The organism is Thermobaculum sp. T2p (assembly GCF_059335935.1).
In genome coordinates this window covers 33,679-57,642 of record NZ_JANZYQ010000011.1, presented here as the reverse complement: position 1 = coordinate 57,642, position 23,964 = coordinate 33,679, and the positions used below count along the sequence as shown (strand labels likewise).

Here is a 23,964-nt window from a genome sequence, read left to right as displayed (position 1 = left end):
TTATCACTCCATTTTCTTGTCTATAGCAGCCAGAAGTCTGTCCCTTACTCCCTCAAGGGGGATTCTATTCACTATTGGCTCGAAGAAGCCATCAACTATCATCCTCTCAGCAGCTTTCTTACTAAGTCCTCGAGCCATCAGGTAGAAAAGCTGTTCTCTATCTATAGGGCCAACACTTGCACCATGGCTACAGCGTACGTCGTTGGCCTCTATTTCAAGATTAGGGATAGAGTCAGCGCGTGCACTGTCGGATAGCAACAAGTTACGATTTGTCTGGTAAGCATCTGTCTTCTGGGCTCCAGGTCTGACCTTGATAAGCCCACTAAAGACAGCTCTTGCTGTATCTTTCAACACCCCTTTGTATAGAAGGTCACTTGTACAGTTAGGTTGAGCATGATCCTGAAGAGTGTGGTAGTCAAAGAACTGAGAATCATCACCAAAGTATATACCAAGCAGCTCAGAAACGCCGCCCTTTTCAGCCATGACTGTTTCTACGTTAGACTTAGAAAGCTTACCACCAAGACCTATGTTTAGGCTGTTTTCCTGAGCATCTTTTAGTACTTTGTGCCTCTGTACGAGGAAGTGCCAGAAGTTTCTCCCCAGTTCTTGCACACTTACGTAACGCAGTTGTGATCCTTCACCGGCTATCACCTCGGCTCCAGCAACGCTCAAGGATTCTGGCTCATCCTTCCAATCTTCAGTGTAATACCGCTCTATGATGGCCAAACTAGAGCCTCTCTCAGCTATCACCAAGGATCTGGGGAACACAGCTAGTCCTGGACTGCTGAGCGTGAAACTAATCTGTACAGGCAAATCTACCTGGACATCAGGAGGAACGTACACAAACACTCCATTACCAAGAGCATTAGCCAAAGCAGCAAATTTACTGTAGGTATCAGGCACCATCAAGAAGATATACTGCCGAAGCAAGTCAGGATGCTCCCTGGCAGCGGTTGAGAGATCGGTCATTATTACCCCTCTAGCTACCAGAGAATCATCTAGCCAAGATTGAACTAGCCTGCCATCCACGAACTGAGCGAAACCACTTCTATGGTCCTCAGAACTCTCAGGTAGATAGCTAGCAGATGCTTCTAGTGGAACCTGGAAATTATCAAAGTTGAGAGCCCGAATATCTGTTCTTCGCCACTCTTCATCCTGTAGCGTTGGCATCGGAGTATTTTCAAACGTCTCCCAAGCCTTAAGCCTGAGATCTCTAAGCCACTCGGGCTCATTCAAGGATTCCGACAGATTAATCACAGTCTCGCGTGAAATGCGACCTGTATTGATAGCTGTTCTTGTAACTTCCATCCCTCTCCCTTCAACCAACTGAATTGATAATATCTAGGACCTGGGAAGAGGGTGTCCCTCTTCCCAGGTTTCCCAGCAAGACTTCGACTATCCTACGGAGCCTTCCATCTCCAACTGGATAAGCCTGTTGAGCTCAACAGCATACTCCATCGGGAGCTCCTTTGCGATGGGCTCGATGAAGCCCGTCACTATCATGCTGTAAGCTTCAGCTTCAGATATCCCTCTGCTCATCAGGTAGAAGAGCTGTTCCTCGCCAACCTTACTAACAGTTGCCTCGTGACCTATCTCTACCTGATCGTTCTCGATCTCAATATATGGGTAGGTATCCGTTCGACTTTCTTCATGGAGTAGTAATGCATCACAGCGCACGTTACTCTTGCAGTGATGCGCATCTGGATACACCTTTAGAAGGCCGCGATAGCTAGCCCTACCATCATTCTTGCTTATAGACTTCGAAGTAATGGTAGAGGTGGTATAAGGAGCCACATGTATAACTTTTCCACCTGCGTCCTGGTGCTGTCCGTGTCCTGCGAAGGCTACAGACAAGATCTCACCCTTAGCACCTGGCTCCATTAGATAGATCGATGGATACTTCATAGTCAGCTTAGAGCCAAGGTTGCCATCAACCCACTCCATAGTGGCATCCTTGTATGCCACCGCTCTCTTGGTAACTAGGTTGTATACGTTCTTCGACCAGTTCTGTATAGTCGTGTAACGAACCCTGGCACCCTCTTTGACTATGATTTCGACCACAGCAGAGTGCAGGGAGTCGGTGCTGTAGACAGGCGCAGTACATCCTTCCACGTAGTGTACGTAGCTACCTTTGTCAGCTATGATCAAGGTGCGCTCGAACTGACCCATGTTCTCAGCGTTTATACGGAAGTACGCCTGCAAGGGCAGCTCTACCTTGACGCCCTCAGGAACGTATATAAATGAGCCGCCACTCCACACAGCGCTATTCAGAGCTGCGAATTTATTGTCGTTAGGCGGCACAACAGTCCCAAAGTACTCTTTGAACAGCTCAGGATATTCCTTCAATCCTGTATCCGTATCGAGGAATATGACTCCCTGAGACTCAAGTTCCTTCCTAAGGTTGTGATATACAACCTCGGATTCATACTGAGCACCAACACCAGCCAGAAACTTCCGCTCGGCTTCAGGGATACCCAGACGATCAAACGTCTGCTTGATATAATCGGGCACTTCATCCCAGGACCTGCCCTGACGTTCAACGGGCTTGACGTAGTAGTAAATATCGTCGAAGTTGATCTCGCTTAGATCACCACCCCAGGTAGGCATTGGCCTCTTGAGGAAGTGATCCAGTGCCCTCAGCCGGAACTTAGTCATCCACTCCGGCTCACCCTTCATCCAGGAAATCTCTTTGACTATCTCAGGAGACAGCCCCTTACGGCTCTTGAATACGTAGTTTTCAGGGTCCTTAAAGCCGTACTCGTATCGATCTTCAGAATGCCTCAGCTCTTCTTCTGTTATAGCCATTTTGCAAACTCCTTCCAAATTCTAAACAGTCTAACAAGGTGGCTAGACTGTAGCCGCAAATTCCTGACGGACCCAATCGTAGCCCTTCTCTTCTAGCTCCAGAGCTAGCTCGGGACCGCCTGAGGTAACGATCCTGCCATCGACCAGTACGTGGACCACATCAGGCTTGATGTAATTGAGGATTCTTTGATAGTGCGTGATAAGCAGGACCGTCATATCTTTGGTCTTGAGGGTATTGACGCCATCAGCGACTATCCTAAGAGCGTCGATATCCAATCCAGAGTCGGTTTCATCCATAATGGCCAATTTAGGTTCGAGCATGGCCATCTGCAAGATCTCAGCCCTCTTCTTCTCTCCTCCAGAGAAGCCATCGTTTATGTATCTACTGGCAAAGCTCCTATCCATCTTGAGCATGGCCATCTTCTCATTCAACTTCTTGCGGAATTCAGGCACTGGCATGGGTTCCTCACCTCGGGCCTGACGTACAGCATTGACCGCACTACGCAGGAAGTTAGCCATGGTCACTCCTGGTATAGCCATCGGGTACTGGAATGCCAGAAAGATGCCTCTTTGGGCCCTCTCATCCGGCTCAAGCTCGAGAATACTTTCACCCTCGAACAGTATGTCGCCTTCTGTAACTTCGTAGTTGGGATGACCTGCAAGCGTATAGCTTAAGGTACTCTTTCCAGAACCATTGGGGCCCATGATAGCATGTACTTTACCCTTCTCAAGTTCAAGATCCAGTCCCCTAATAATTTCCTTATCCTCTTCCGCTAACTTGACATGTAGATCTTTGATCACTAGCACCTTGTCCATATACCAACTCCACTCCGTAGTTATGATTTTTACTGACTAAGCCTATGATTATGATAAGGTTCAGGTTTGTGCCCCAGATGTAGTTGCAGCTTATGGGGCGCAATCTGGTTGCTGGAACAGCACCGTTCTTTTCCCACAGCTTCGCCGATATTGGCGATTTCAGAGAGTTTTGTAGAATCTAAAACCTGCCTGACCGCATCCCTAACTCTAGACCATAAAACCTGGGCCGAGCAATAATCGCCTTTATAACAGGTAATCTCTGACTCGTCTTCAGTAGCGCATACCATGGGCACTATTGGCCCCTCAAGAGATCTTATTATCTCTCCCATGGTTATATCTTCCGGGGGCCTTGCTAGCTCATACCCTCCCCTGGCTCCACGATGGCTCACAACCAGCCCATCTCTGCGCAGATTGGCTATAAGCTGCTCCAAGTAGGGCAAGGGCAAAAGCTCTTCCTCAGCCACACGTGTCAGTGATAGTGGCCCCTTACCATATTCCCGAGCCAGCATCATCATCAGTCTCACGCCATACTCGGCCCTAATAGAAAAGAGCGCTCGTTCTCTAGCAACCAATTCCGACCTCCTAAGTCGGAATTAGTATAGCAGATTTTCATCAGCTTTGCTAAGTGTATCCACCACTTAAAGGGCTTTATAATTGGTAGAATAACCGCCGAAGAAACAAAATTCTTTAGGGGAGAAGATGCCCAGGACTATAAGGCCCGCGACCAAGATTGTAGCTACTATAGGTCCAGCGACTAGCAGCGAGACTATGATTCGTGCGCTGATAGAGGCAGGTGTTGATGTCTTCAGACTCAACTTCTCGCATTCTGATCCAGAGATGCACGCCTCTGTCGCCAAGTCTATCAGAAATATCTCCTCTCTTTTAGATATTCCTGTAGCCATACTGCAAGATCTCCAGGGGCCCAAGATAAGAGTAGGAGAGTTCGAGGGTGGCGGACCCATAACACTGAGTGCAGGCGATAGGATCACTCTAACTAGCAAACCAGTTGTAGGGAATGCCAAGCTGGTGCCCACGACCTACGAGCACATAGCAGAGGATACCAAACCCGGAGACATAATTCTCCTCGATGACGGTAACCTCGAGCTAAGAGTTCTAGACTCGAAGGATACTGATGTACTGTGTGAAGTAGTACGAGGAGGATTCCTTTACGAGCACAAGGGAATAAACCTTCCAGGAGTACCTCTCAGCACTCCCGCACTGACCGAAAAGGATATTCAGGACCTAAAGATAGGAAGGGAACTAGAAGTAGACTACGTAGCGCTCAGCTTCGTTAGGAAACCATCTGATGTAGAGCTAGCCAAGAAAATACTAAGAGACTTAGATTCAGATGCTCCAGTGATATCAAAGCTTGAAAAGCCGGAAGCCATAGCCAATCTAGACGACATCCTCTGTGTAAGTGATGGAGTAATGGTAGCTCGCGGTGACCTTGGAGTCGAGATGCCACCTGAAAGGGTACCCATAATTCAGAAGCAGGTAATAAGGAAATGCCAGGAAAGAGGACTACCAGCTATAACAGCCACCCAGATGCTGGAAAGCATGATATCAAGCCCTAGACCCACTAGAGCAGAGGCAAGCGATGTTGCCAATGCGATTCTAGATGGGACGGATGCCGTAATGCTTTCTGGAGAGACAGCCGTAGGCAAATACCCAGTTGAAGCTGTGCAGATGATGAGAAGAATAGCCATGGAGACGGAGAAGAGTATACCAACGCGAAAGACAGAGTCCTTCACCAATATGAATCCAGTCCGCGCTCTCAGTGACGCAGCATGTTCCATGGCTGAGGATTTACCCGAAGTGTGTGCCGTAGTTCCCATGACTAGGAGCGGTTACACCGCACAGATTATGAGTAGTACCAGAGTTAGCGTACCGATTCTTGCTTACACATATTCAGAGAAGGTAAGGCGAAGACTTGCGCTCTGGTGGGGTGTAAGAGCACTGCTAATGCCCAAGCAGGACAGGATCGAAGACTCTGTAGCCTGGGTAGAACAAGACTTGCTGGACCGTGGCTACGTAGAACCTGGGTCTATGATATTGATAACTGGTGGCATGCCTATCCCAGGTCCAACAAAAACTAACTTCATCAAGTTGCACGTAGTCGCGGGGTCGGACACTTAGCTGTTATGGAAAAAGAATAAACCCTAGGGAGGAAGAGGTTGCCATACAGGCCAACAGTGCTAATCATAATGGATGGATGGGGTATAGCCCCAGAAGGCGAGGGTAATGCTGTCCATCTTGCACATACCCCGAACTATGATCAGCTATCTAATAGCTGTCCATTTACCACTTTGCAAGCTTCTGGTGAAGCTGTAGGGTTGCCTAAGGGACAGATGGGTAACTCCGAGGTGGGGCACCTCAATATCGGTGCCGGTTACGTCGTACTGCAGGACATGCCAAGAATAGATAAGTCCATAGAGGACGGTAGTTTCTATCGGAACCCCGCACTGCTTAGTGCCATTGATAATGCCAAAGAGAGCAAAGGCACATTACACTTGATGGGACTCTTCAGCCCAGGGGGTGTCCATAGTCACTACAACCACCTGAAGGCCCTCATCGATATGGCCAGGCAAAACGGGCTCGATAGAGTTGCTGTCCACGCTTTCCTAGACGGCAGGGATACACCACCTAAGAGCGCCCTAGATTACTTACGTCAGTGGATGCCCATATTCGAACAATCGGGAGTAAAACTAGCCAGCATAGTTGGCCGTTACTATGCCATGGACAGAGATAAAAGATGGGACAGAACCAGGTTAGCCTATGACCTTTTGACCAAAGGTATAGGCGAGCAAACAAGTAATCCTATCACCGCCCTCGAAAAATCTTACCAGGAAGGCATCACAGATGAATTCGTAAAGCCTATAGCTATAGTGAATGATGGCTCTCCCGTAACTGTTAGACCGGGGGATAGCATAATCTTCTACAACTTCAGAGCCGACAGAGCACGGCAGCTGACTCAAGCATTTGTAGATCCTAACTTCAAAGAGTTCGAGCGCGACGTATATATCACACCTCTACACTACGTCACCATGACCGAATATGATCCCCAGATACCAGTAAGTGGTGTAGCTTTCAGAGCCTTCGATGTGGCTCACCCTCTAGCCGAAGTTGTTTCTGAGGCCGGGCTCTCACAATTCCACGCTGCTGAAACTGAGAAATATGCCCATGTTACCTACTTTATCAATGGCGGGAGAGAGAAACCCTTCGAGGGAGAGGAAAGGTTATTGGTGCCCTCCCCTAAGGTGCCTACTTACGACCTACAACCTGAGATGAGCGCACCAGAGCTTGCGCAGAAAGTGGCAGAACGTATAAGACAGAAGAAGGACGGACTAATTATAGTCAACTTCGCGAATCCTGACATGGTAGGTCACACGGGCGTTATACCTGCAGCAGTAAAAGCCTGCGAAACCGTGGATCAGGGAGTTGGTGAGTTAGTGAAAGCAACTATGGAGGTCGGCGGAGCAGCACTCATCATAGCCGATCATGGTAACGCCGAGACCATGCTTATGGCAGATGGTACTCCGTGTACAACACATACTACTAATCCAGTCCCCTGCATACTCGTAGGAGTCAGTAAAGTTAGGAGACTAAGAGCAGGTGGCAAGCTGGCAGATGTGGCGCCAACCCTACTAGACTTAGTAGGAATACCTCCTCATCCAGATATGACTGGCTCTAGCTTAATTATCTGGGAGTAGTCTTACTAACATCCTGCTTTTACGATGCTTTTAGCGCTCTGGCTGATCCTTTAATGCCCTCTTTTACTCTTGATGCTTATGATGGGCTCGTACTTAGAAAGGAATCGGAGATACAAGGAGAGGGCAATTGGCAACAAAGAATGGGCACACCTATTCTTCTAGGGTAATAGAAAGCTTGGGAAGAGAATGTAATAACGATCTGGAATCCTTTCTAGAGGATTTTCAAAACAGGAGAAAGGCTTATATGAATGCCAAAGAGCGCAGAGCACAACTTCTAACAGAACTTGAAGATGACGAGCGTGAGCCCATGGAATGGCATGAGCTCTTGTCATTACTAGAGGAAAGGGAATTGGCTATACAGGATCTAAGGGATGAGATAGCAGTGATAGAGAAAGAGCTCATGTTGCTCAAGCGAGAGATGCGGAGGACCAGAAGGAAGTTACTTGAGAGCGGTGGTATACCAACTCATGAATATGAAAAACTTGTTGCATCCAAAACAGAGCCTACTAGAAGTCGAATAGAATCTCAAGATAGCGACGAGATGCCAAGTCCGTGGACCCTTATAAAGCCTTGGTTGAGGAGCTTCCTACCAAACTCAGCTTAGCTAATAAGGCTATCAGTATTAGTTTGACGCCCAATATACTCAAGGGTAGAATTGGGCGTTATGTTTATGTACCCCAAAGGTGAAATCGCTCAGCCGATAAAGGTAGCTATACTAGGTAGTACAGGCTCGATAGGCACTCAGACTCTGGATGTTATAAGCTCACATCCAGATAAGTTCAAGGTTGTAGCCTTAGCTGCAGGTAGCAACCGTAAACTACTTGAAGAGCAGATAGAACGCTTCAAGCCGCAAATGTACTGCCTAGTTAGCGATAAACTCCCAGGTGGACTCAGCGGACCTGAGGGGATGTTAGAGATAGCGGCATCCCCTCAGGTCGAATTGTTAGTAGTGGCTACAACTGGTTCTGCTGGATGGGAGCCTACTATCCAAGGCATTAGAAGTGGCAAGATAATTGCCCTGGCCAATAAAGAAGCTCTGGTCATGGCAGGCAGAATCATAGTATCTGAGGCCCATAAACATGATGCTACGGTTCGACCTATAGACAGTGAGCATTCTGCAATATGGCAATGTTTGCAGGGTGAAGGCTTAGGGGATTCCAAATTACGAAGACCGGAAGGCGTAAAGAGAATTATACTAACCGCATCGGGCGGACCTTTTAGGGATACACCTTTAGAGGAGATGAAACAAGTTACTCCATCCCAAGCGCTAGCCCACCCAAATTGGCGTATGGGGAACAAAGTGACCATAGATAGTGCCACTCTAATGAACAAGGGACTGGAAGTAATCGAGGCTCATTGGCTGTTTGATATACCTTTTGAACAACTAGATGTAGTGATCCACCCCCAAAGTATAGTGCACTCAATGGTTGAGTTCAATGATGGCTCAATAAAAGCTCAGCTTGGCATCCCGGATATGCGAGTGCCTATTCAGTACGCCCTATGCTATCCAGAGCACCCATACAATCCTAATTTGGGGTATCTGGATTTTACTAAGTCCCTTGAGCTGCAATTCTACCCTCCAGACATGGCTAGGTTTCCATGCCTGAGTCTAGCTATAGAAGCTGGCAAGAAGGGCAGCACTTATCCCGCAGTATTGTCTGCTGCAGATGATGAGGCTGTAGCAGCATTCTTGGAAGGTCGCATAGGATTCCTAGATATATCCTGTATAGTAGAGGAAGCTTTAGCTAAGCATGAACCAATATGTAAAGATGAGGATATAGATCTAGAATCTATTAGACAGGCAGATAGGTGGGCCAGGTTATTTGTAAAATCCTTCATCAAGTCCATGAAGGGTCGTAGCTGTATAGAAATATAGGGGGTAGAAATTGGATCTAGGTTGGTTAGTCTATTTATGGATAATACCAGTGCTCGGGCTGCTAGTGTTCGTGCACGAGCTAGGGCACTTTGTAACTGCACGACTAAATGGTATCAGAGTAGAAGAGTTCGGGTTCGGATTTCCACCGCGACTAATAGGTATAAAGCGTGGCGAGGTTATCTATAGCATTAACCTTATACCCGTTGGGGGCTTCGTGCGCATCTATGGTGAGAACGGAGAAGACCCCAATGACCCAAGCTCGTTTAGCTACAAGAAGCCTTGGCAAAGGGCGATAGTTCTAGCTGCTGGTTCTCTAATGAACCTTTTCTTAGCCATAATCATATTCACCCTACTGGCAATGACTGGGTTACCGGTTTCCAAGGGGGCTGTCATTAGGCAGGTAGCTGAAAGCTCACCTGCGGCATCAGCAGGGCTACAGCCAGGGGATAAGATTAGATCTATAGATGGGATAAGTATAGATTCCCCTGATGATATAGCCAGAGTAATATCGGGCAAACGTGGCCAGACCGTGACCATTGTCGTGGAGAGAGATGGAAGAACAATATCGAAGCAGGTAACACCACGGGTGAATCCCCCCAGAGGACAGGGGGCAATCGGCATAGTTATATATCCAGAAACCGTAGTAACTCGTAAGTACAACCCTATCGCAGCTATCGGCGTGGGAATTAGTCATAGCTTTGAAGTAATAGCAACCATAGTGCAGGGCATAGGCGACCTGATCACTGGAAAGGTCGGCATAGGAGGCGTAATGGGCCCCATAGGTATCGCCGACGCCACTGGGCAGATAGCACGACAGAGCGCACTAAGAGGTATAGCTGAGTGGACAGCTCTGCTCTCAATCAACTTGTTCTTGATAAATCTTTTACCTCTACCAGCACTGGATGGAGGTAGGCTGATTTTCGTGATAATCGAGGCTATACGTGGCAAGAAAATATCGCCCAACAAAGAGGCCCTGGTGCATGCCGTTGGGATGATGCTGTTACTAGCCCTGCTTGCAATAATCAGCATCTTCGATGTGTTAAGGATAGCTGGAGGTACAGCTATACCATAAAGATGACCTCTTCCACGATACTAATATTTATTCTGGAGGAAAGAATTATATGTTGCCCTGGCGACGAGAGGAACACCCAGCAGGGATAGACAAATTCAGGGGAATACTTGTCGCGATTGGAAACAACCCGATGGATGAAGTCGTGGTAAAGTTCGCCTGCTGGTTAACTAAAGGAACTAAGACTCCTATATATGCCGTGCACGTTATAGAGATGCCCTGGACAGAGCCTGTAGATGCCTCTCCAGACGAAGACGTCAGTATAAGGGCAGATAAAGTCTTGGAAAGAGCCCAAGCTATTGCAGACTCTATAGGAGCTCGAATAGACTTGGACCTGTTACAAGCCAGGACGGCAGGCACAGCCATAGTGGATGAGGCCACAGCTAGAGACTGCGACCTTATAGTTGTAGGATTACCATACAAGCGCAAGCACGGAGAGTACTACATGGGGACAACTATTCCTTATATACTTGAGCATGCCCCAATGAAAGTTATAGTGCTTAGAGGCACTCAAAGCTGACGAGGATCCTATCAAACCCTCCTGTCAAAATGAATAAAAAGCCTACACCTATATTTGCGATAGCTAACCAGAAGGGTGGAGTCGGCAAGACCACCACAGCCGTCAATGTTAGCTCGTACCTGGCCGGGCGCGGCGTGCGCACACTCCTAGTGGATCTCGATCCCCAAGGAAACGCCACAAGTAGTCTTGGCGTAGAGCCCCAAGGTGCGACCCTCTATGATCTGTTGTCAGGGGAAGAGCCTGCTAAAGAAGCTATTCATCTAACCTCACAAACAGGGCTCGACCTATTGCCAGCAAGTAGGGACCTAGCAGCAGCCGAAGTAGAGTTTGCGTCGCTGCCTGATAGAGATAAGAGGCTAGAGATTGCACTTGAGCCAATACTTAACAACTACGACATAGTCATAATAGATTGCCCCCCTTCGCTTGGGCTGCTGACCATAAATGCAATGAGCAGCTCTAGAGGACTTATAGTACCTATACAATGTGAGTACCTGGCATTGGAGGGATTAGGACACCTTGTCAGTACAGTCCAACTAGTGAAGAGTAGGATAAACCCGACATTGGAGCTCTTCGGTATAGTTATGACTATGTTTGACAGCAGAACTAGGTTGTCGAAGCAGGTTGTTGAGGAAGTACAGAAACACTACCCAAACAAACTCTTTAGAACCCTTATACCTAGAAGCGTCTACCTTAGCGAGGCACCCAGTTACGGCCAAAGCATATTTGAGTATTATCCGAGCTCCAAGGCAGCGCTTGCATACAGCTCCCTAGGAGAAGAGTTTTTAGACAGAATAAAGCAAGTATACGGTCTTGCCTTTGACAGTAAGCCTGAACGTTAGTATAGAATGCACTATAAGAAACTAAGGAGCATCGACATGTCCCTTGAAGACAAGCTGGAAACTCTCAAATCCTTACTAAAGGATATGGACAGCGTGCTGGTCGCCTATTCCGGCGGCGTTGATAGTACTCTGCTTGCAGCAGTAGCTTATGAAGTCTTGGGGGACAAGGCAGCAGCAGCCACAGCCTTAAGTGAAAGCCTCCTAGAAGAAGAATTCAAAGAAGCCGAGGAAAATGCTAGAAAGATAGGCATAAGGTTCATACCTATCCACACTGAGGAGCTATCTGACCCTAGATACGTAGCCAATAACCCGGACAGATGTTACTACTGTAAGAGCGAGCTGTTTACGAAGCTCTCAGCGCTCGCGAAAAAGGAAGGCTATGCAGTTGTAGTTGATGGCTTTAACCTAGATGATAGCCATGATTACCGTCCTGGCCACCAAGCGGCTAAGGAGCTGGGTATACGCAGCCCATTAGCAGAAGCTGGACTAACCAAGGCAGAAATACGTCAAATATCAAGGCTAAAAGGTCTACCCACCTGGGATAAGCCGAGTATGCCTTGCCTTTCTTCCCGTATTCCCTATGGCAGCAGTGTAACTATCAAGAAGCTCCGCCAAATCGGGCAGAGCGAGCTAGCCCTGAGATCATTAGGGTTTAGAGAGCTAAGGGTCAGGCATCATGGCGACGTCGCCCGCATCGAGGTGCCAATCGAGGAGTTCCCAAAGGTACTTGAGAAGCGTGATGAGATAGTATCTGCCATCAAAGCTGCCGGGTTCCTCTATGTCTCCTTGGACCTTTCTGGGTTGCGTAGCGGTAGCTTGAACGACGTGCTAAAGCTTACTCCAAATTACACTCATACTCATACAGCTAATTAAGAGCATCTTGGGAGCTAGCTCCCAAGATGCTTGTCAAGAAACCTTACAACCTGCTCTGTGTAATAGATCCTATTAGGTAGTTTCACGACACCGTGTCCCTCATCCTCAAATCGTATGTACTCTACCTCCATCCCTCTGGCGCGCAGGCTATCTACTATTTGCTCTGCCTCTCCCACAGGTACTCTTGGATCGTTGGCGCCGTGTACTACCAGCAGCGGACAGCTTATCTTGTCCACGTGGTTGATAGGTGATATAGACTCCAGAAATTCTCGATCGTTCTCAAGGCTTCCGTATTCAGCTTCCCGAAGCTTCCTCCTCCATGGTCCAGTATTCTCGAGGAAGGTCACGAAATTAGCTATACCGACTATATCTACCGCTGCTGCCCAAACATCTGGATAGGTGGTTATGGCCGATAGCACCATGAATCCCCCATACGAGCCTCCCATTATCGCAATCTTATCCTCTTGAGCTATGCCCGATTCTATTAACCAGTCCGCGGCAGCTTTCAAATCCGCTACTGAGTTCATTCGGAGATAAACATCATCCAAATGCGTATAAGATTTACCGTAGCCTGTGCTTCCACGAACATTCGGGGCCAGCACGGCAAAACCGTGGTGAACTAGGTACTGTATGGACGCGTTGAAAATTGGCCTTGCCTGCGATTCAGGCCCACCGTGCACGTGGACAACGACGGGCAGAGGGGGTTCCTTATCCGGAGGGAGATATAGAAACGCAGGGATCTCTAAACCATCAAAGCTTCGATACCTGATCAGCCTGGGCTCGGCAAACACGTTGTCAGGTATACCAGCCCTGCCAGCGTAGGTAACTTGCCAGCACCTGTCGGTGGATACATCTACCGCCCAAACGTTCAGATTAAGGGAGGGGGAATACATAGAGAATATTAGAGTCGAACCATCATCAGATAGCTCTAGCTCTTGCGCAAGCACGCCAGAAGGAATAGACTCTAAGGCTCTAATGCGGCCATCCTGCCAGACATACAGCTTGCTGTAGCCATCCTCGTTAAGTGCATAGACGATCTTTGAGCCATCTTTGCTGACCGTAAGAGAATCCACGTCCCAGTCGGTCTCGATCAAGTATCTGAAATCTCCATTGTTCAGATCTATCTCGGCAACTCCTACAAATTCTCTATTCTTATTAGAGGCAACTATCAGTTTGTTGGGTCCAATGAAGTGAGGGGATACGAACAGCGCTTCTTCTTCATGCTGAGATAAAAGCTTACGGTCGCCAGATTCCAAATCCAGCAGATAGATATTATTGTCCAAGTTAGTCTCAGATCTGGAGACGATCAGGTGACGGGCATCTGGACTCCAGGCAGGAACAGAGTTTGTCCCATCATCCTGCAAGACCATAATGGGATCCTCGCCATCTAAGGATTTGATATAGACATCAAAGAATCTAGGATCTCTTTTGTTTGAGGTATAAGCTATATGCCTACCGTCAGGGCTCCAATCACCCCACAGGTGAATGACATTCGGCTCTGCTTGGATAGGCTCGTGTATATAACCATCCAACAGTACACCATGGATACCATGTCGTTCATTGCCACCAGCATCCATGATGAACACCAATCGGCTACCATCCGGAGAAAACTTGACCCCTGATACCCTTTCCTCAAAGTAGGTAACCTGGTCTGGCCACTGCCCATCTATGGACGTGATCCAAACCTGCGGGACACCAGTTACATCATACAGAAACGCTACTTGTTTACCATTGGGACTGATCGAACCCGCATAAGCGTTGCGAACATGCAAGAACCTACGAAAGTCATACTTATGCAACCTTTTCACCTCTCACTCGATAATTAGGAGTAGCCTAACTAATACGATAGCAGAAGTCGGAAATATATCTGAATTGGAGTAATATGAGTATTGCGTCTAGGCCGATAATATGAGTTTGAGGGTGAAGAGCAAACAGGAAAACTAAGGAAGAAGGTACATGCAAGAGAGACAGGTTCTAGTCACAGGAGCATCGGGATTTGTAGGCCCCTACTTGGTAAGAGAGCTAAAGACACAAGGCTACCATGTATGGGCACTTTCAAGATCTGGCACATCAGTCGAGGGCGCAACTCCAGTCAGGGCAGATCTCCTAGATCGCGGAGCTATAAAGCATATTATCCAGAACATTAGGCCAGAAGTAATCTTTCACCTAGCGGCTCAAAGCTCGGTGTTCAGCTCCTTTGAGCACCCCATATATACCATCGAGAATAATACTTTAGGGGCAGCGAATTTGCTGTATAGCGCACTAGATATAGATCCGAAACCCAGAATCATAGCGATAGGCTCTGCAGAGGAGTATGGCAAGGTAAAGCCAAATGAACTGCCGATAGATGAGAGGCAACCACTAGCCCCCATAAGCCCATATGCCGTTAGCAAGGCTGCACAGACCCTGCTGGCTCTCAGCCTGCACGAGAGCCAAGAACTACCTGTTACGGTACTAAGGCCATTTAACCACACTGGGCCAGGGCAAAAACCCAGGCTAGTTATACCATCCATTGCGGAGCAGATAGCGCGTATAGAAGCAGGTCTATCGGAGCCGGTGATCAGGGTTGGCAATACGGAGAGCAAGCGTGATTTTACCGATGTTAGAGATATAGTAAAGGCTTACGTATTAGCCGTAGATAGATCGAAGCCTGGAGAGATCTACAACATAGGAACAGGTAGATCAGTGTCCATACAATGGATATTGGAATTTCTGGTAGGACAATCCAAAATAGATATAAAAGTAGAGACAGATCCTAACAGGTTGAGGCCTTCAGACATACCTGAGCTAAGATGTAATCCCGAGAAGTTTCGCAGGGATACAGGGTGGGAGGCACATATACCACTGGAGCAGACCCTCATAGATATTCTTGACTATTGGAGGGATAGGGTCAAAAGCGATCAATACTTAGTGCGTCATGGGAGAGACACCATATGAAAACGGCGCTAATTACTGGCATAACTGGACAAGATGGTTCCTACCTGGCAGAGTTCCTGCTTGAAAAGGGCTATAGAGTTGTTGGCATGGTAAGGCGTACTAGCCTAGAAAACTTTGGAAGAATAAAGCACATTCAAGATGATATAGAGATAGTAACTGGGGATCTGTTGGATCAGCTTTCTCTGATAGATATCATCAAGGAATACAAACCAAATGAGGTTTACAACCTAGCAGCGCAGAGCTTTGTCCCCACTAGCTGGACACAACCAGTCCTGACTGGAGAGTTCACTGCGTTGGGAGTCACTCGCATGCTAGAGGCCATAAGACTTGTAGACCCTAGCATAAGGTTCTATCAGGCTTCCAGCTCAGAGATGTTTGGTAAGGTAAGAGAGACCCCACAGAGAGAAACCACACCATTTTACCCACGCAGTCCCTACGGTGTAGCAAAAGTATACGGACATTACATCACGGTGAACTATCGAGAATCATATGGAATATTCGCGTGCTCAGGAATATGCTTCAATCACGAATCGCCCAGGAGAGGACTAGAATTCGTTACCCGCAAGGTTAGCTATGGCGTAGCAAGGATCAAGCATGGGCTGCAAAAGGAACTTAGACTAGGTAACCTTGACGCCAAGAGGGATTGGGGATATACCGGCGATTACGTGAGGGCAATGTGGCTCATGTTGCAGCAGGAAACACCTGATGATTATGTTATAGCTACCGGAGAGACGCACTCCGTAAGGGAGTTAGTCGAACTAGCCTTCTCACATGTTGGACTTGACTATAGAGACTATGTGGTGGTCGATCCCAAGTACTTCCGAGCTGCTGAGGTCGACCTACTAGTAGGAGACTCCACCAAGGCAAGGCAGAAGCTGGGCTGGCAGCCAACGGTGAAGTTCGAAGATTTGGTCAGGATGATGGTAGAAGCGGACATGGAATTAGTAGCCAGCCAGAAGGATGCTCCGCTCACACCAATGATCCGTTGATTCGTTAAAGAGCTAGCGAGGTGTAACCTAATATGGGAAACCCGATCTACGTTATTGGTCACCGCAATCCAGACACCGATGCCATAGTGTCCGCCATAGGCTATGCTGACCTGAAGCAACGCTCAGAGGGGCTTGATGCCAAGCCAGTACGTCTGGGCGATCTATCAGCAGAAACAGCATTCGTTCTAGACAGGTTCGAAGTTGAGATCCCGGAGATCATAAGTGATGTCTACACTAAGGTATCAGATGTAATGAACAGATCTCCCCAATACCTGAAAGCTTCTCACACGATAAGGGAAGCTGGCAGAGTAATACAGGACAAAAGGCTCGTACCCGTAGTCGATGATCAACATAGATTGATCGGTGTATTGACCCTGGATGACGTAGCTGCTAGATACTTGCAGGAACTTGACCTCTCAGGAGGGGCACAGCTAAAGCTGTCATACGATAGGATCGTGCGCACGCTTGAAGCCGAGGTCCTTACTGGCATACCTGAGGGAGACTGGCAGGGAAGGGTGTCCGTGGCTGCGATGGCCACTAGCACTATTCAGCAGAGATTACAACCGGGCGACATGGTTGTTGTGGGCAACCGCAAAGATGTCCAGGAACTTGCTATCTCTCGTGGAGCAGCCTGTGTTATAGTCGTAGGTAGCCTTCGGCCTGATAAGTCCGTCATCGACTTCGCGAGATCTAGAGACACTTTGCTTCTGCTTACTCCACATGATTCTTATAGAGTTACGCGCCTGCTCAATCTAAGTGTGGCAGTGGAAGAGGTAATGCGCAAGGAAGCTCCAACTGCCGACCCAGATGATCTGGCTTCAGAGGCTGCATCTCTGTTATCAACCACCGCTACCACAGCTCTACCAGTTGTCGACTCCGACAGGAAGCTCGTAGGCATAGTCACGAGATCAGATTTGCTTAGATTCAAAGGGAAACAGGTCATACTGGTAGATCACAATCATAGATCGCAAGCTGTAGAAGGACTTGAACAAGCGCAGATCCTAGAAATTATAGATCACCACAATCTGGGAGATCTTCATACTCCAGAGCCTATATTCGTGAAGCTTGAGCCTGTAGGCAGTACAAGCACTATAGTCGCGGAGATGTATCGAGATAGAGGTATTACGCCCTCACCACAGATAGCAGGGATACTACTCTCCGGGATCATCTCGGACACATTACTCTTTAGATCGCCAACATCAACCCCCAGGGACGAAACGGCCGGACGGTGGTTGGCCGATGTGGCATCTGTGGACCCTCAGGAACTTGCCTATGCCATGTTCAAGGCCAACTCTAACTATGACCAGAGGACTCCAATACAGATCTTGGAATCTAACTTAAAGATCTACGACTGGAATGGTAACAAGGTGGGAATAGGTCAAGCTGAGACCGTAGATATAGATTTCTTCAAGCAACACAAGCAGGATTTCCTGTCGCAGATGCAAAAGCTCAAGCATGAGAGAGGCTTGAACTACCTCCTGTTCCTGGCTACAGACATACTGGACCAATCAAGCATACTGTTTGTTCCCGAGGAGGATGAGGAACATATAGCAACTAAGGCTTTTGGCGTACATCCCCAGGAAGGGACAGCCTATTTGAAAGGGGTGGTCAGCAGAAAGAAGCAGGTAGTACCTCCACTTGCTAGAGTACTTGAGAAATAAGCAGTTCTGGAGGCATTGATTGATGGAAGCCACACTTATTGTTGACACTAAAGGGCTACAACAAGCTGCAGAGATAGCTGAAGAAGCTGTCAGGTCAGGCAGTCACCCTACAGCTGTGATAGCTGTAGCAAGCTCAGAGGAAACATTGTGGTCTCATGTAGTTCCCGGGCAAGATAACGCTAAGATCGAGAGCATATTCCTATTAGCATCCATTACGAAGCCCATCACCGCTACAGCTGTAATGCAGATGGTGGAGAGGGGGAGATTACTGCTAAGTGATCCAGTCATAAAGTATATACCTGAGTTTGGAAAACATGGGAAGGAACACGCTACCATCTTTCACTTGCTGACCCACACAAGCGGTTTGGCTGAGGAGTGGGTATGGCAGCAGATGCAAACCGTATCTGAGCCAAGTCATCACGAATTAGTAAAAGCCGCTTGTGAGAGCTACCTACAGTTCGAGCCTGGTACCAACTATCAATACTGCTCTCTTAGCTTTTCCATACTCGCAGAAATAGTCTCTCGACTTACGGGGCTGGGGTTTGCAGAATACCTCTCGAAGTACGTCTTTGAACCTCTTGGCATGCAACACACCTCTTTTACTCCTGTAGATAGAACTCTTGCCATGCCCGTCCATGATTTTGGGAGTGAAGAACAGTTAGAGGGCTTCATTAGGATGGAAGTAGCAGGTGGAGGATTATGGAGCACGGCTAGCGATATGGTCAAGTTTGGGCAAGCATTTCTCAGGGGTGGTCAGCTCAATGGATACAGGCTCCTGAGCCCACCAGCAGTGAACACGATGACCAGGCTGTATACCCACGGTATGAAGGAAGCCACGCCTGAAGGCCAACGTGATGCGGCCTACGCTCTGGGTTGGGGGAAGAGGCGTAACGATGCTGATCTGTTGGGATCGGAAGAGATGTTCATGCATGGAGGAGCTACGGGAACACTGTTAGCAATAGACCCCAAGTGGCAGTTGGTGTTTGTTTATCTGACTAACAGGTGGGGCGTGGAGCACGATACCGCTCGTAAGATCCTGAACGCAGTCTATGGCTCTATAATCTAGCTGAAAATATCGCTGCAAAAATCGGTATGATTTTATAAGAATTCATTACCAATGAGCATGTAAAGGGGTTCAGATATTGGGTAGCAGCGATATCCGGCAAATATCAGTAGACGAACAGATAAAGATAATCAAACGTGGTGCCGAGAAGATTCTCCCTGACGAGGAAGCTTTGCGCTACAAGCTGACCGCAGCTCAAAAGGAGGGTAGACCACTCCGTGTCAAGCTGGGTATAGATCCAACAGTAACCGATATACATCTAGGACATACCGTGCCTCTGCGTAATCTGAGACGGTTTCAGGATCTTGGTCACACCGCCATACTCGTGCTTGGGGACTTCACGGCTACTGTGGGGGATCCTTCAGGGCGCAGCAAGGCCAGACCTCCCCTGAGCCATGAGCAGGTGCTAGAGAATGCAGCCACCTATAAGGAGCAAGTATCTAAGATCTTGGATCTTGACCGTGCTGAGGTTGTCTACAATAGTACCTGGCTGGCGAAACTGACCCTCAAGGACCTCATCTTTATAGGTTCCCACATCAGTGTCAAAAGGATGCTAGAGGGAGAATACTTCGGGCGAAGATTTGAGGATCCCGATCAGACTGTGTTCCTACATGAGATGTTCTATCCCATTATGCAGGGCATGGACTCTGTGGCGATCAAGGCTGATATAGAGCTCGGCGGCACAGACCAGGAATTCAACTGCCTCACGGGAAGAGACTTACAAAGACTCTATGGGCAGGAACCGCAAGTGGTGGTCACATTTCCTCTGCTACCTGGCCTGACGGGTACGGAGAAGATGAGCAAGAGCCTGGGCAACTATGTAGGCGTCTCCTGGGGAGCACAGGAGCAGTTTAATAAGCTAATGACGATGAGCGACGATCATATAAGCATTTACTATAGGCTGCTCACGGATGTGCCCATTGAGGAGATACAGGAGAAAATTCAGTCTATACAGAATGGGCAGGCTGATCCTAGAGAGATCAAGAAGCAGCTCGTAACAGAGATCGTATCACAGTTTCACGGGGCTGAAGCAGCCAGGAGAGCGGCAGAAGATTACGAGAGATATGCTGAGATCAGGCGTACCGGTGGCAAGACTGATCAGCTACCAAGCAACATCCCTGTTGCCAAGATCAAGCTTGATCCGGAGGGAACTAGACTAACTCATATATTGGTGACAACTGGTATGGCTTCCTCCAATAGTGAGGCAAAACGCCTTATCCGCCAGGGGGGAGTTAGGCTTCGGGGTGAGGTTGTCAGAGACGACACTCACGTAATAACTCCAGGACAGCTACATGAAGCTCTGCTACAAGTTGGATCAAGGACTCCGCTTATTCTCCAGGAGGAATAACCATGCGTGAGATAAAAGTAGGCAAAGGCACCCTGAGACTCATCCAAGGAGACATTACCAAGGTCGAAGCGGATTCCATAGTAAATGCAGCCAATGCGAGCCTCAGTGGAGGAGGGGGAGTAGACGGAGCGATTCACAGAGCTGGGGGACCCAGCATCATGGAGGAATGCCGACGAATAGGTGGTTGCCCCACAGGCAGTGCGGTGATAACTGGAGCCGGCCGACTGTCAGCTAAGTACGTCATCCACGCCGTAGCTCCTATCTGGAGAGGAGGAAAAGCTGGCGAGGAACGGTTGCTGGAAAGCGCCTACAGAAAAAGTCTGGAGCTAGCTAATCAACATTCTGTGCATAGCATAGCCTTTCCTTCTCTCGGTACCGGCGCATATGGATATCCCCTACATCTAGCTGCCCCTGTTGCACTAAGAGTAGCTCTAGAACATCTACAATCGGGGAAGGAGCCCCAAGATATAACTTTTGTCCTCTGGGGAAACGACGCGATGGCAGCATTCGAATCGGCGCTCGATGCACTCGCCAAGGAGAGGAATCTCGTTGCATGATCCCATCCTGATCATGGGGCAAACCTATCTATAATGCAATCAGAAAGCTTTGCAAGCCTTGCAAGCAGGAGATGCCTGACTGGGAAATGGCGAGATTCAGTGTTCTATCTAGCCACAGCAAGACCTACATAAAACCTCTTAACGCCTGAAACACAAGTGTATCTTCAGCAAAAGAAGTGAGCGCCTGCTATGCCCTTGGCAGGCGCTCAATATATGACAGGGGCAGAGTCTATAGGACCCTCCTAACCCTTAGGCTCTTCGCCTGTCGGTGCCGGGGGTGATGGAGAAGGTTGAGAAGGCTCCGCAGATGGTTGTTGACTGTTAGGTGGTATGATCTTTATTCGTGATTGGATCTTTGCCTTATTGTATAGCTCTTCAAGGAACTTAGGTATCATGCTGTTAATCTTGTCTTGTTTGGCCAGCTCCATAGCCCTATCCTTGACCTGATCAAAGGGCATCTGTACGCCACCCTTACGATCTATCATCTTGACGACTGCATAGGAACCATCAGGCAGTCGTATAGGATCGCTCACGTCCCCTACAGCCATCTGCATCACGGTCATTCCTAGCTGTGGGTCTAACTCGTTCAACGACTTGTAACCCAGGTCGCCGTTCTTCTTGGCCCTTCCTGGGTTCTTGCTGCCATATTTGGCTATCACCTCTCTTAAGTCTTTACCATCTCGCAGGGCCTGGGCAGCATCAGCAGCCTGCTGCTCATTATCCGTCACCACTTGACCAAGCCTCAGCTGTTCCTGGGACTGGAATACTTGTGGATTTTGATTATAGAAGTTCCTGGCATCCTGCTCGGTTACTTTTATCTGAGGAGCCAGCATTTTATCGAGCAGCGCCATCACTCTGACTTGCTCACGCAGCTGGTCACCTGTCATATTCTGACCCTGAGCTATCTCTTCTATACTCTGGCCGGGGAAGGCTGTTTGCAGTTGTTGGAGAGCCTTTTGCATATCTTCATTGGACACCGATACTCCCCGCTTACGGGCCTCCTGCTCTATTAGCTTGGTGATCACCATATCACTGATCAAATCCTGGCCATACCTCTTCTCAAGCTCCTGATAGAACTCCTTGTTGGTGATCTTCTCCCCGTTAACTACTGCCACGATACCATTGGGGTCAAAGTCCGCTGTAGACGCAGTGGGGGCAGGAGTAACCCGGACAGTTGGAGCACCTGAAGTCTCAGGAGTACTACCAGGAGTAGGTGATGGCATCAGGGATATAGGCTCTGCTACTGTTGCTGCAGGTGTGGGAATCTGCTGAGGGGTCTGCTCTTGAGAGCTAGTGGAACCGCATCCAGTTATCAGGACTGAGAGAACGAGTGCGGTGGGGACGATACGTCCCATTACCTTACATACCTGCCTTCTTATACTCAATATGCCTACCTCCAGATGCTTAGCTCAACCTCACTACGTTACTTTTTATGGACTTGCAATGATAACCAGTAAACCTGGAAGATGTCAAAAACCTTGATGCTGGAGAAAAACATCATCCAAACATACATCATCCAAACATATATGTAGAACACTCATTGAGATCGAGGCAAAATAGTACGGAGTATATCTATAGCTTCCTGTAATACATCACTATTCACGTCCATAAAAGGCCGTAATCGTATGCCCTTCTCACCGCACTTAAGCAGTATTACTCCTGCCTTTAGTGCTTCATGGTGGACCAGGTCCCTCAGCTCATGGTTAGGCAGATCGAAAGCCACAAGTAGGCCTCTCCCTCGGATGTTGGAGATGGCAAAGCCCTCTTCACTAAGACCTTCGAGCTGCTGTAGGAGGAACTTTCCTTGGCGAGAAGCGTTCTCCAGGAGATTATCCTCAAGGATAACCTGTATGTAGCGTTGTCCTCTGACCATATCGACCAGATTACCACCCCAGGTAGAGCTTATCCTACTAGGCTCTACAAACACGTTATCCTCGACCTCATCCACCCTGCGGCTCACTGCTATACCACACACCTGCAGCTTCTTCCCAAAGACTATGATATCTGGCATGACACCTAGTTGTTCAGCCATCCACCATGTTCCTGTCATGCCCATACCTGTCTGGATCTCATCGTAGATAAGCATCACTTCGCGCTCATCAGCAATCCTGCGTAGCTTCGCAAAGAATTCTGGTCTGAAGTGGTTATCGCCACCTTCACACTGCACAGGCTCTATAATGATCGCTGCAACATCATCCTGATACCTATCAAGAGCTGCCTCTATCTGGGCAACGCTCCTCTCCTCGGCTTCCTCAACCTCTGCGATGACCTCAGTGGTAACTGGGAAGCGTAGCTTGGGATTCTCGACTCTGGGCCAATCAAACTTTGGAAAGTACTTGTACTTACGAGGATCATAGGTGTTCGTCAGAGATAGAGTATATCCCAGCCTGCCGTGAAAGGCCTCCCTAAAGTGTATGACTTTAGTTCCCTTTTCTCCCTTGCCTCTTGCAAGGTTCTTCCGCACCTTCCAATCGAACGCTACCTTGAGAGCATTTTCCACAGCGGGAGCTCCACCAGCTACAAAGAACAGGTGCGGGAATTCCGGAGGAATAACGTATTTTGCCAAGGTCTCAACAAACTCAGCCATCTCAACAGTGTACACATCGGAGTTTGAAGGGTTGATCAATGCTATCTCTGCTATCTTGGCTACAAACTCAGGATCGCGCATCTTAGGGTGATTGTGCCCTAAGGGGGTAGATGAATAAAAACTGAACAGGTCTATGTAGCGCCTGCCAGTCGTTTCGTCCACGAGATATGAGCCTTGGCTTCTTCTGTGGTCATATACCAGCGGCAAACCATCCACAAGCATGTGGCGAGCCAAGCATGTGTGTACATCCGCAGGTGCTATCCTCACGGGATCAAAGCCCGTCCTCACAACTGTATCCATACCCTTTACCCCTA

The 23,964-nt window shown here is 48.4% G+C and carries 21 protein-coding genes; 14 read left to right on the top strand and 7 right to left on the bottom strand.

Features of this window, described 5'->3' with window-relative positions; genetic code table 11:
- Positions 1-3: 3 nt before the first annotated feature.
- From sufD to N2245_RS06485, 4 genes are all read right to left on the bottom strand, one after another.
- The gene (gene sufD, locus N2245_RS06500; protein ID WP_494535919.1) at positions 4-1,308 is read right to left on the bottom strand and encodes a Fe-S cluster assembly protein SufD; all 1,305 of its coding nucleotides are present in this window, start codon (positions 1,306-1,308) and stop codon (positions 4-6) included.
- An 87-nt stretch (positions 1,309-1,395) separates the two neighbouring features.
- The gene (gene sufB, locus N2245_RS06495; RefSeq protein WP_494535918.1) at positions 1,396-2,805 is read right to left on the bottom strand and encodes a Fe-S cluster assembly protein SufB; all 1,410 of its coding nucleotides are present in this window, start codon (positions 2,803-2,805) and stop codon (positions 1,396-1,398) included.
- Between the two features lie 42 nt (positions 2,806-2,847).
- A complete protein-coding gene (gene sufC, locus N2245_RS06490; RefSeq protein ID WP_494535917.1) occupies positions 2,848-3,621 on the bottom strand; it encodes a Fe-S cluster assembly ATPase SufC in 774 nt (257 codons plus the stop codon).
- A gap of 29 nt (positions 3,622-3,650) precedes the next feature.
- Positions 3,651-4,193 carry an RrF2 family transcriptional regulator gene (locus tag N2245_RS06485; protein WP_494535916.1) on the bottom strand — a complete coding sequence of 181 codons (543 nt, stop codon included), beginning with the start codon at positions 4,191-4,193 and terminating at the stop codon, positions 3,651-3,653.
- A gap of 127 nt (positions 4,194-4,320) precedes the next feature.
- Between N2245_RS06485 and pyk the strand changes: the two genes are divergently transcribed.
- The 8 genes from pyk (at position 4,321) to larE (ending at position 12,508) form a co-directional block, all read left to right on the top strand.
- Positions 4,321-5,757, top strand: a complete 1,437-nt coding sequence (pyk, locus tag N2245_RS06480; protein ID WP_494535915.1) for a pyruvate kinase — start codon at positions 4,321-4,323, stop codon at positions 5,755-5,757.
- Between the two features lie 38 nt (positions 5,758-5,795).
- Positions 5,796-7,331 carry a 2,3-bisphosphoglycerate-independent phosphoglycerate mutase gene (gene gpmI / locus N2245_RS06475; protein ID WP_494535914.1) on the top strand — a complete coding sequence of 512 codons (1,536 nt, stop codon included), beginning with the start codon at positions 5,796-5,798 and terminating at the stop codon, positions 7,329-7,331.
- A gap of 127 nt (positions 7,332-7,458) precedes the next feature.
- Positions 7,459-7,935 carry a hypothetical protein gene (locus tag N2245_RS06470; protein ID WP_494535913.1) on the top strand — a complete coding sequence of 159 codons (477 nt, stop codon included), beginning with the start codon at positions 7,459-7,461 and terminating at the stop codon, positions 7,933-7,935.
- Positions 7,936-7,995: 60 nt separating this feature from the next.
- The gene (locus tag N2245_RS06465) at positions 7,996-9,207 is read left to right on the top strand and encodes a 1-deoxy-D-xylulose-5-phosphate reductoisomerase (RefSeq protein WP_494535912.1); all 1,212 of its coding nucleotides are present in this window, start codon (positions 7,996-7,998) and stop codon (positions 9,205-9,207) included.
- A 10-nt stretch (positions 9,208-9,217) separates the two neighbouring features.
- Positions 9,218-10,279: an RIP metalloprotease RseP gene (gene rseP, locus N2245_RS06460; protein ID WP_494535911.1), complete on the top strand. Its 1,062-nt coding sequence runs from the start codon at positions 9,218-9,220 to the stop codon at positions 10,277-10,279.
- Positions 10,280-10,328: 49 nt separating this feature from the next.
- Positions 10,329-10,796, top strand: a complete 468-nt coding sequence (locus tag N2245_RS06455; RefSeq protein WP_494535910.1) for a universal stress protein — start codon at positions 10,329-10,331, stop codon at positions 10,794-10,796.
- 29 nt (positions 10,797-10,825) lie between these two features.
- On the top strand, positions 10,826-11,635 hold the full coding sequence (locus N2245_RS06450; protein WP_494535909.1) for a ParA family protein: 810 nt from the start codon (positions 10,826-10,828) through the stop codon (positions 11,633-11,635).
- Positions 11,636-11,671: 36 nt separating this feature from the next.
- On the top strand, positions 11,672-12,508 hold the full coding sequence (larE, locus tag N2245_RS06445; RefSeq protein ID WP_494535908.1) for an ATP-dependent sacrificial sulfur transferase LarE: 837 nt from the start codon (positions 11,672-11,674) through the stop codon (positions 12,506-12,508).
- Between the two features lie 14 nt (positions 12,509-12,522).
- On the opposite strand, the gene N2245_RS06440 is transcribed toward larE, so the two are convergent.
- Complete coding sequence (locus tag N2245_RS06440) at positions 12,523-14,316, bottom strand: S9 family peptidase (RefSeq protein WP_494535907.1); 1,794 nt, start codon at positions 14,314-14,316, stop codon at positions 12,523-12,525.
- A gap of 148 nt (positions 14,317-14,464) precedes the next feature.
- On the opposite strand from N2245_RS06440, the gene N2245_RS06435 reads away from it, so the two are divergent.
- The 6 genes from N2245_RS06435 (at position 14,465) to N2245_RS06410 (ending at position 21,063) form a co-directional block, all read left to right on the top strand.
- Positions 14,465-15,445 (top strand): GDP-mannose 4,6-dehydratase, encoded by a 981-nt coding sequence (locus N2245_RS06435; RefSeq protein WP_494535906.1) that lies wholly within the window; start codon positions 14,465-14,467, stop codon positions 15,443-15,445.
- Complete coding sequence (gene gmd, locus N2245_RS06430; protein ID WP_494535905.1) at positions 15,442-16,434, top strand: GDP-mannose 4,6-dehydratase; 993 nt, start codon at positions 15,442-15,444, stop codon at positions 16,432-16,434. The genes N2245_RS06435 and gmd overlap by 4 nt, the downstream gene beginning before the upstream one ends.
- Positions 16,435-16,466: 32 nt before the next feature.
- The gene (locus N2245_RS06425; RefSeq protein ID WP_494535904.1) at positions 16,467-18,095 is read left to right on the top strand and encodes a putative manganese-dependent inorganic diphosphatase; all 1,629 of its coding nucleotides are present in this window, start codon (positions 16,467-16,469) and stop codon (positions 18,093-18,095) included.
- A gap of 22 nt (positions 18,096-18,117) precedes the next feature.
- The gene (locus N2245_RS06420; RefSeq protein ID WP_494535903.1) at positions 18,118-19,161 is read left to right on the top strand and encodes a serine hydrolase domain-containing protein; all 1,044 of its coding nucleotides are present in this window, start codon (positions 18,118-18,120) and stop codon (positions 19,159-19,161) included.
- A 76-nt stretch (positions 19,162-19,237) separates the two neighbouring features.
- Positions 19,238-20,506 (top strand): tyrosine--tRNA ligase, encoded by a 1,269-nt coding sequence (tyrS, locus tag N2245_RS06415; protein ID WP_494535902.1) that lies wholly within the window; start codon positions 19,238-19,240, stop codon positions 20,504-20,506.
- 2 nt (positions 20,507-20,508) lie between these two features.
- Positions 20,509-21,063, top strand: coding sequence for an O-acetyl-ADP-ribose deacetylase (locus N2245_RS06410; protein WP_494535901.1), 555 nt, complete (start codon positions 20,509-20,511; stop codon positions 21,061-21,063).
- Positions 21,064-21,305: 242 nt separating this feature from the next.
- On the opposite strand, the gene N2245_RS06405 is transcribed toward N2245_RS06410, so the two are convergent.
- Both N2245_RS06405 and lat read right to left on the bottom strand, forming a co-directional pair.
- Positions 21,306-22,448 (bottom strand): peptidyl-prolyl cis-trans isomerase, encoded by a 1,143-nt coding sequence (locus N2245_RS06405; protein WP_494535900.1) that lies wholly within the window; start codon positions 22,446-22,448, stop codon positions 21,306-21,308.
- Positions 22,449-22,600: 152 nt separating this feature from the next.
- Positions 22,601-23,950, bottom strand: coding sequence for an L-lysine 6-transaminase (gene lat, locus N2245_RS06400; protein WP_494535899.1), 1,350 nt, complete (start codon positions 23,948-23,950; stop codon positions 22,601-22,603).
- Between the last annotated feature and the right edge of the window lie 14 nt (positions 23,951-23,964).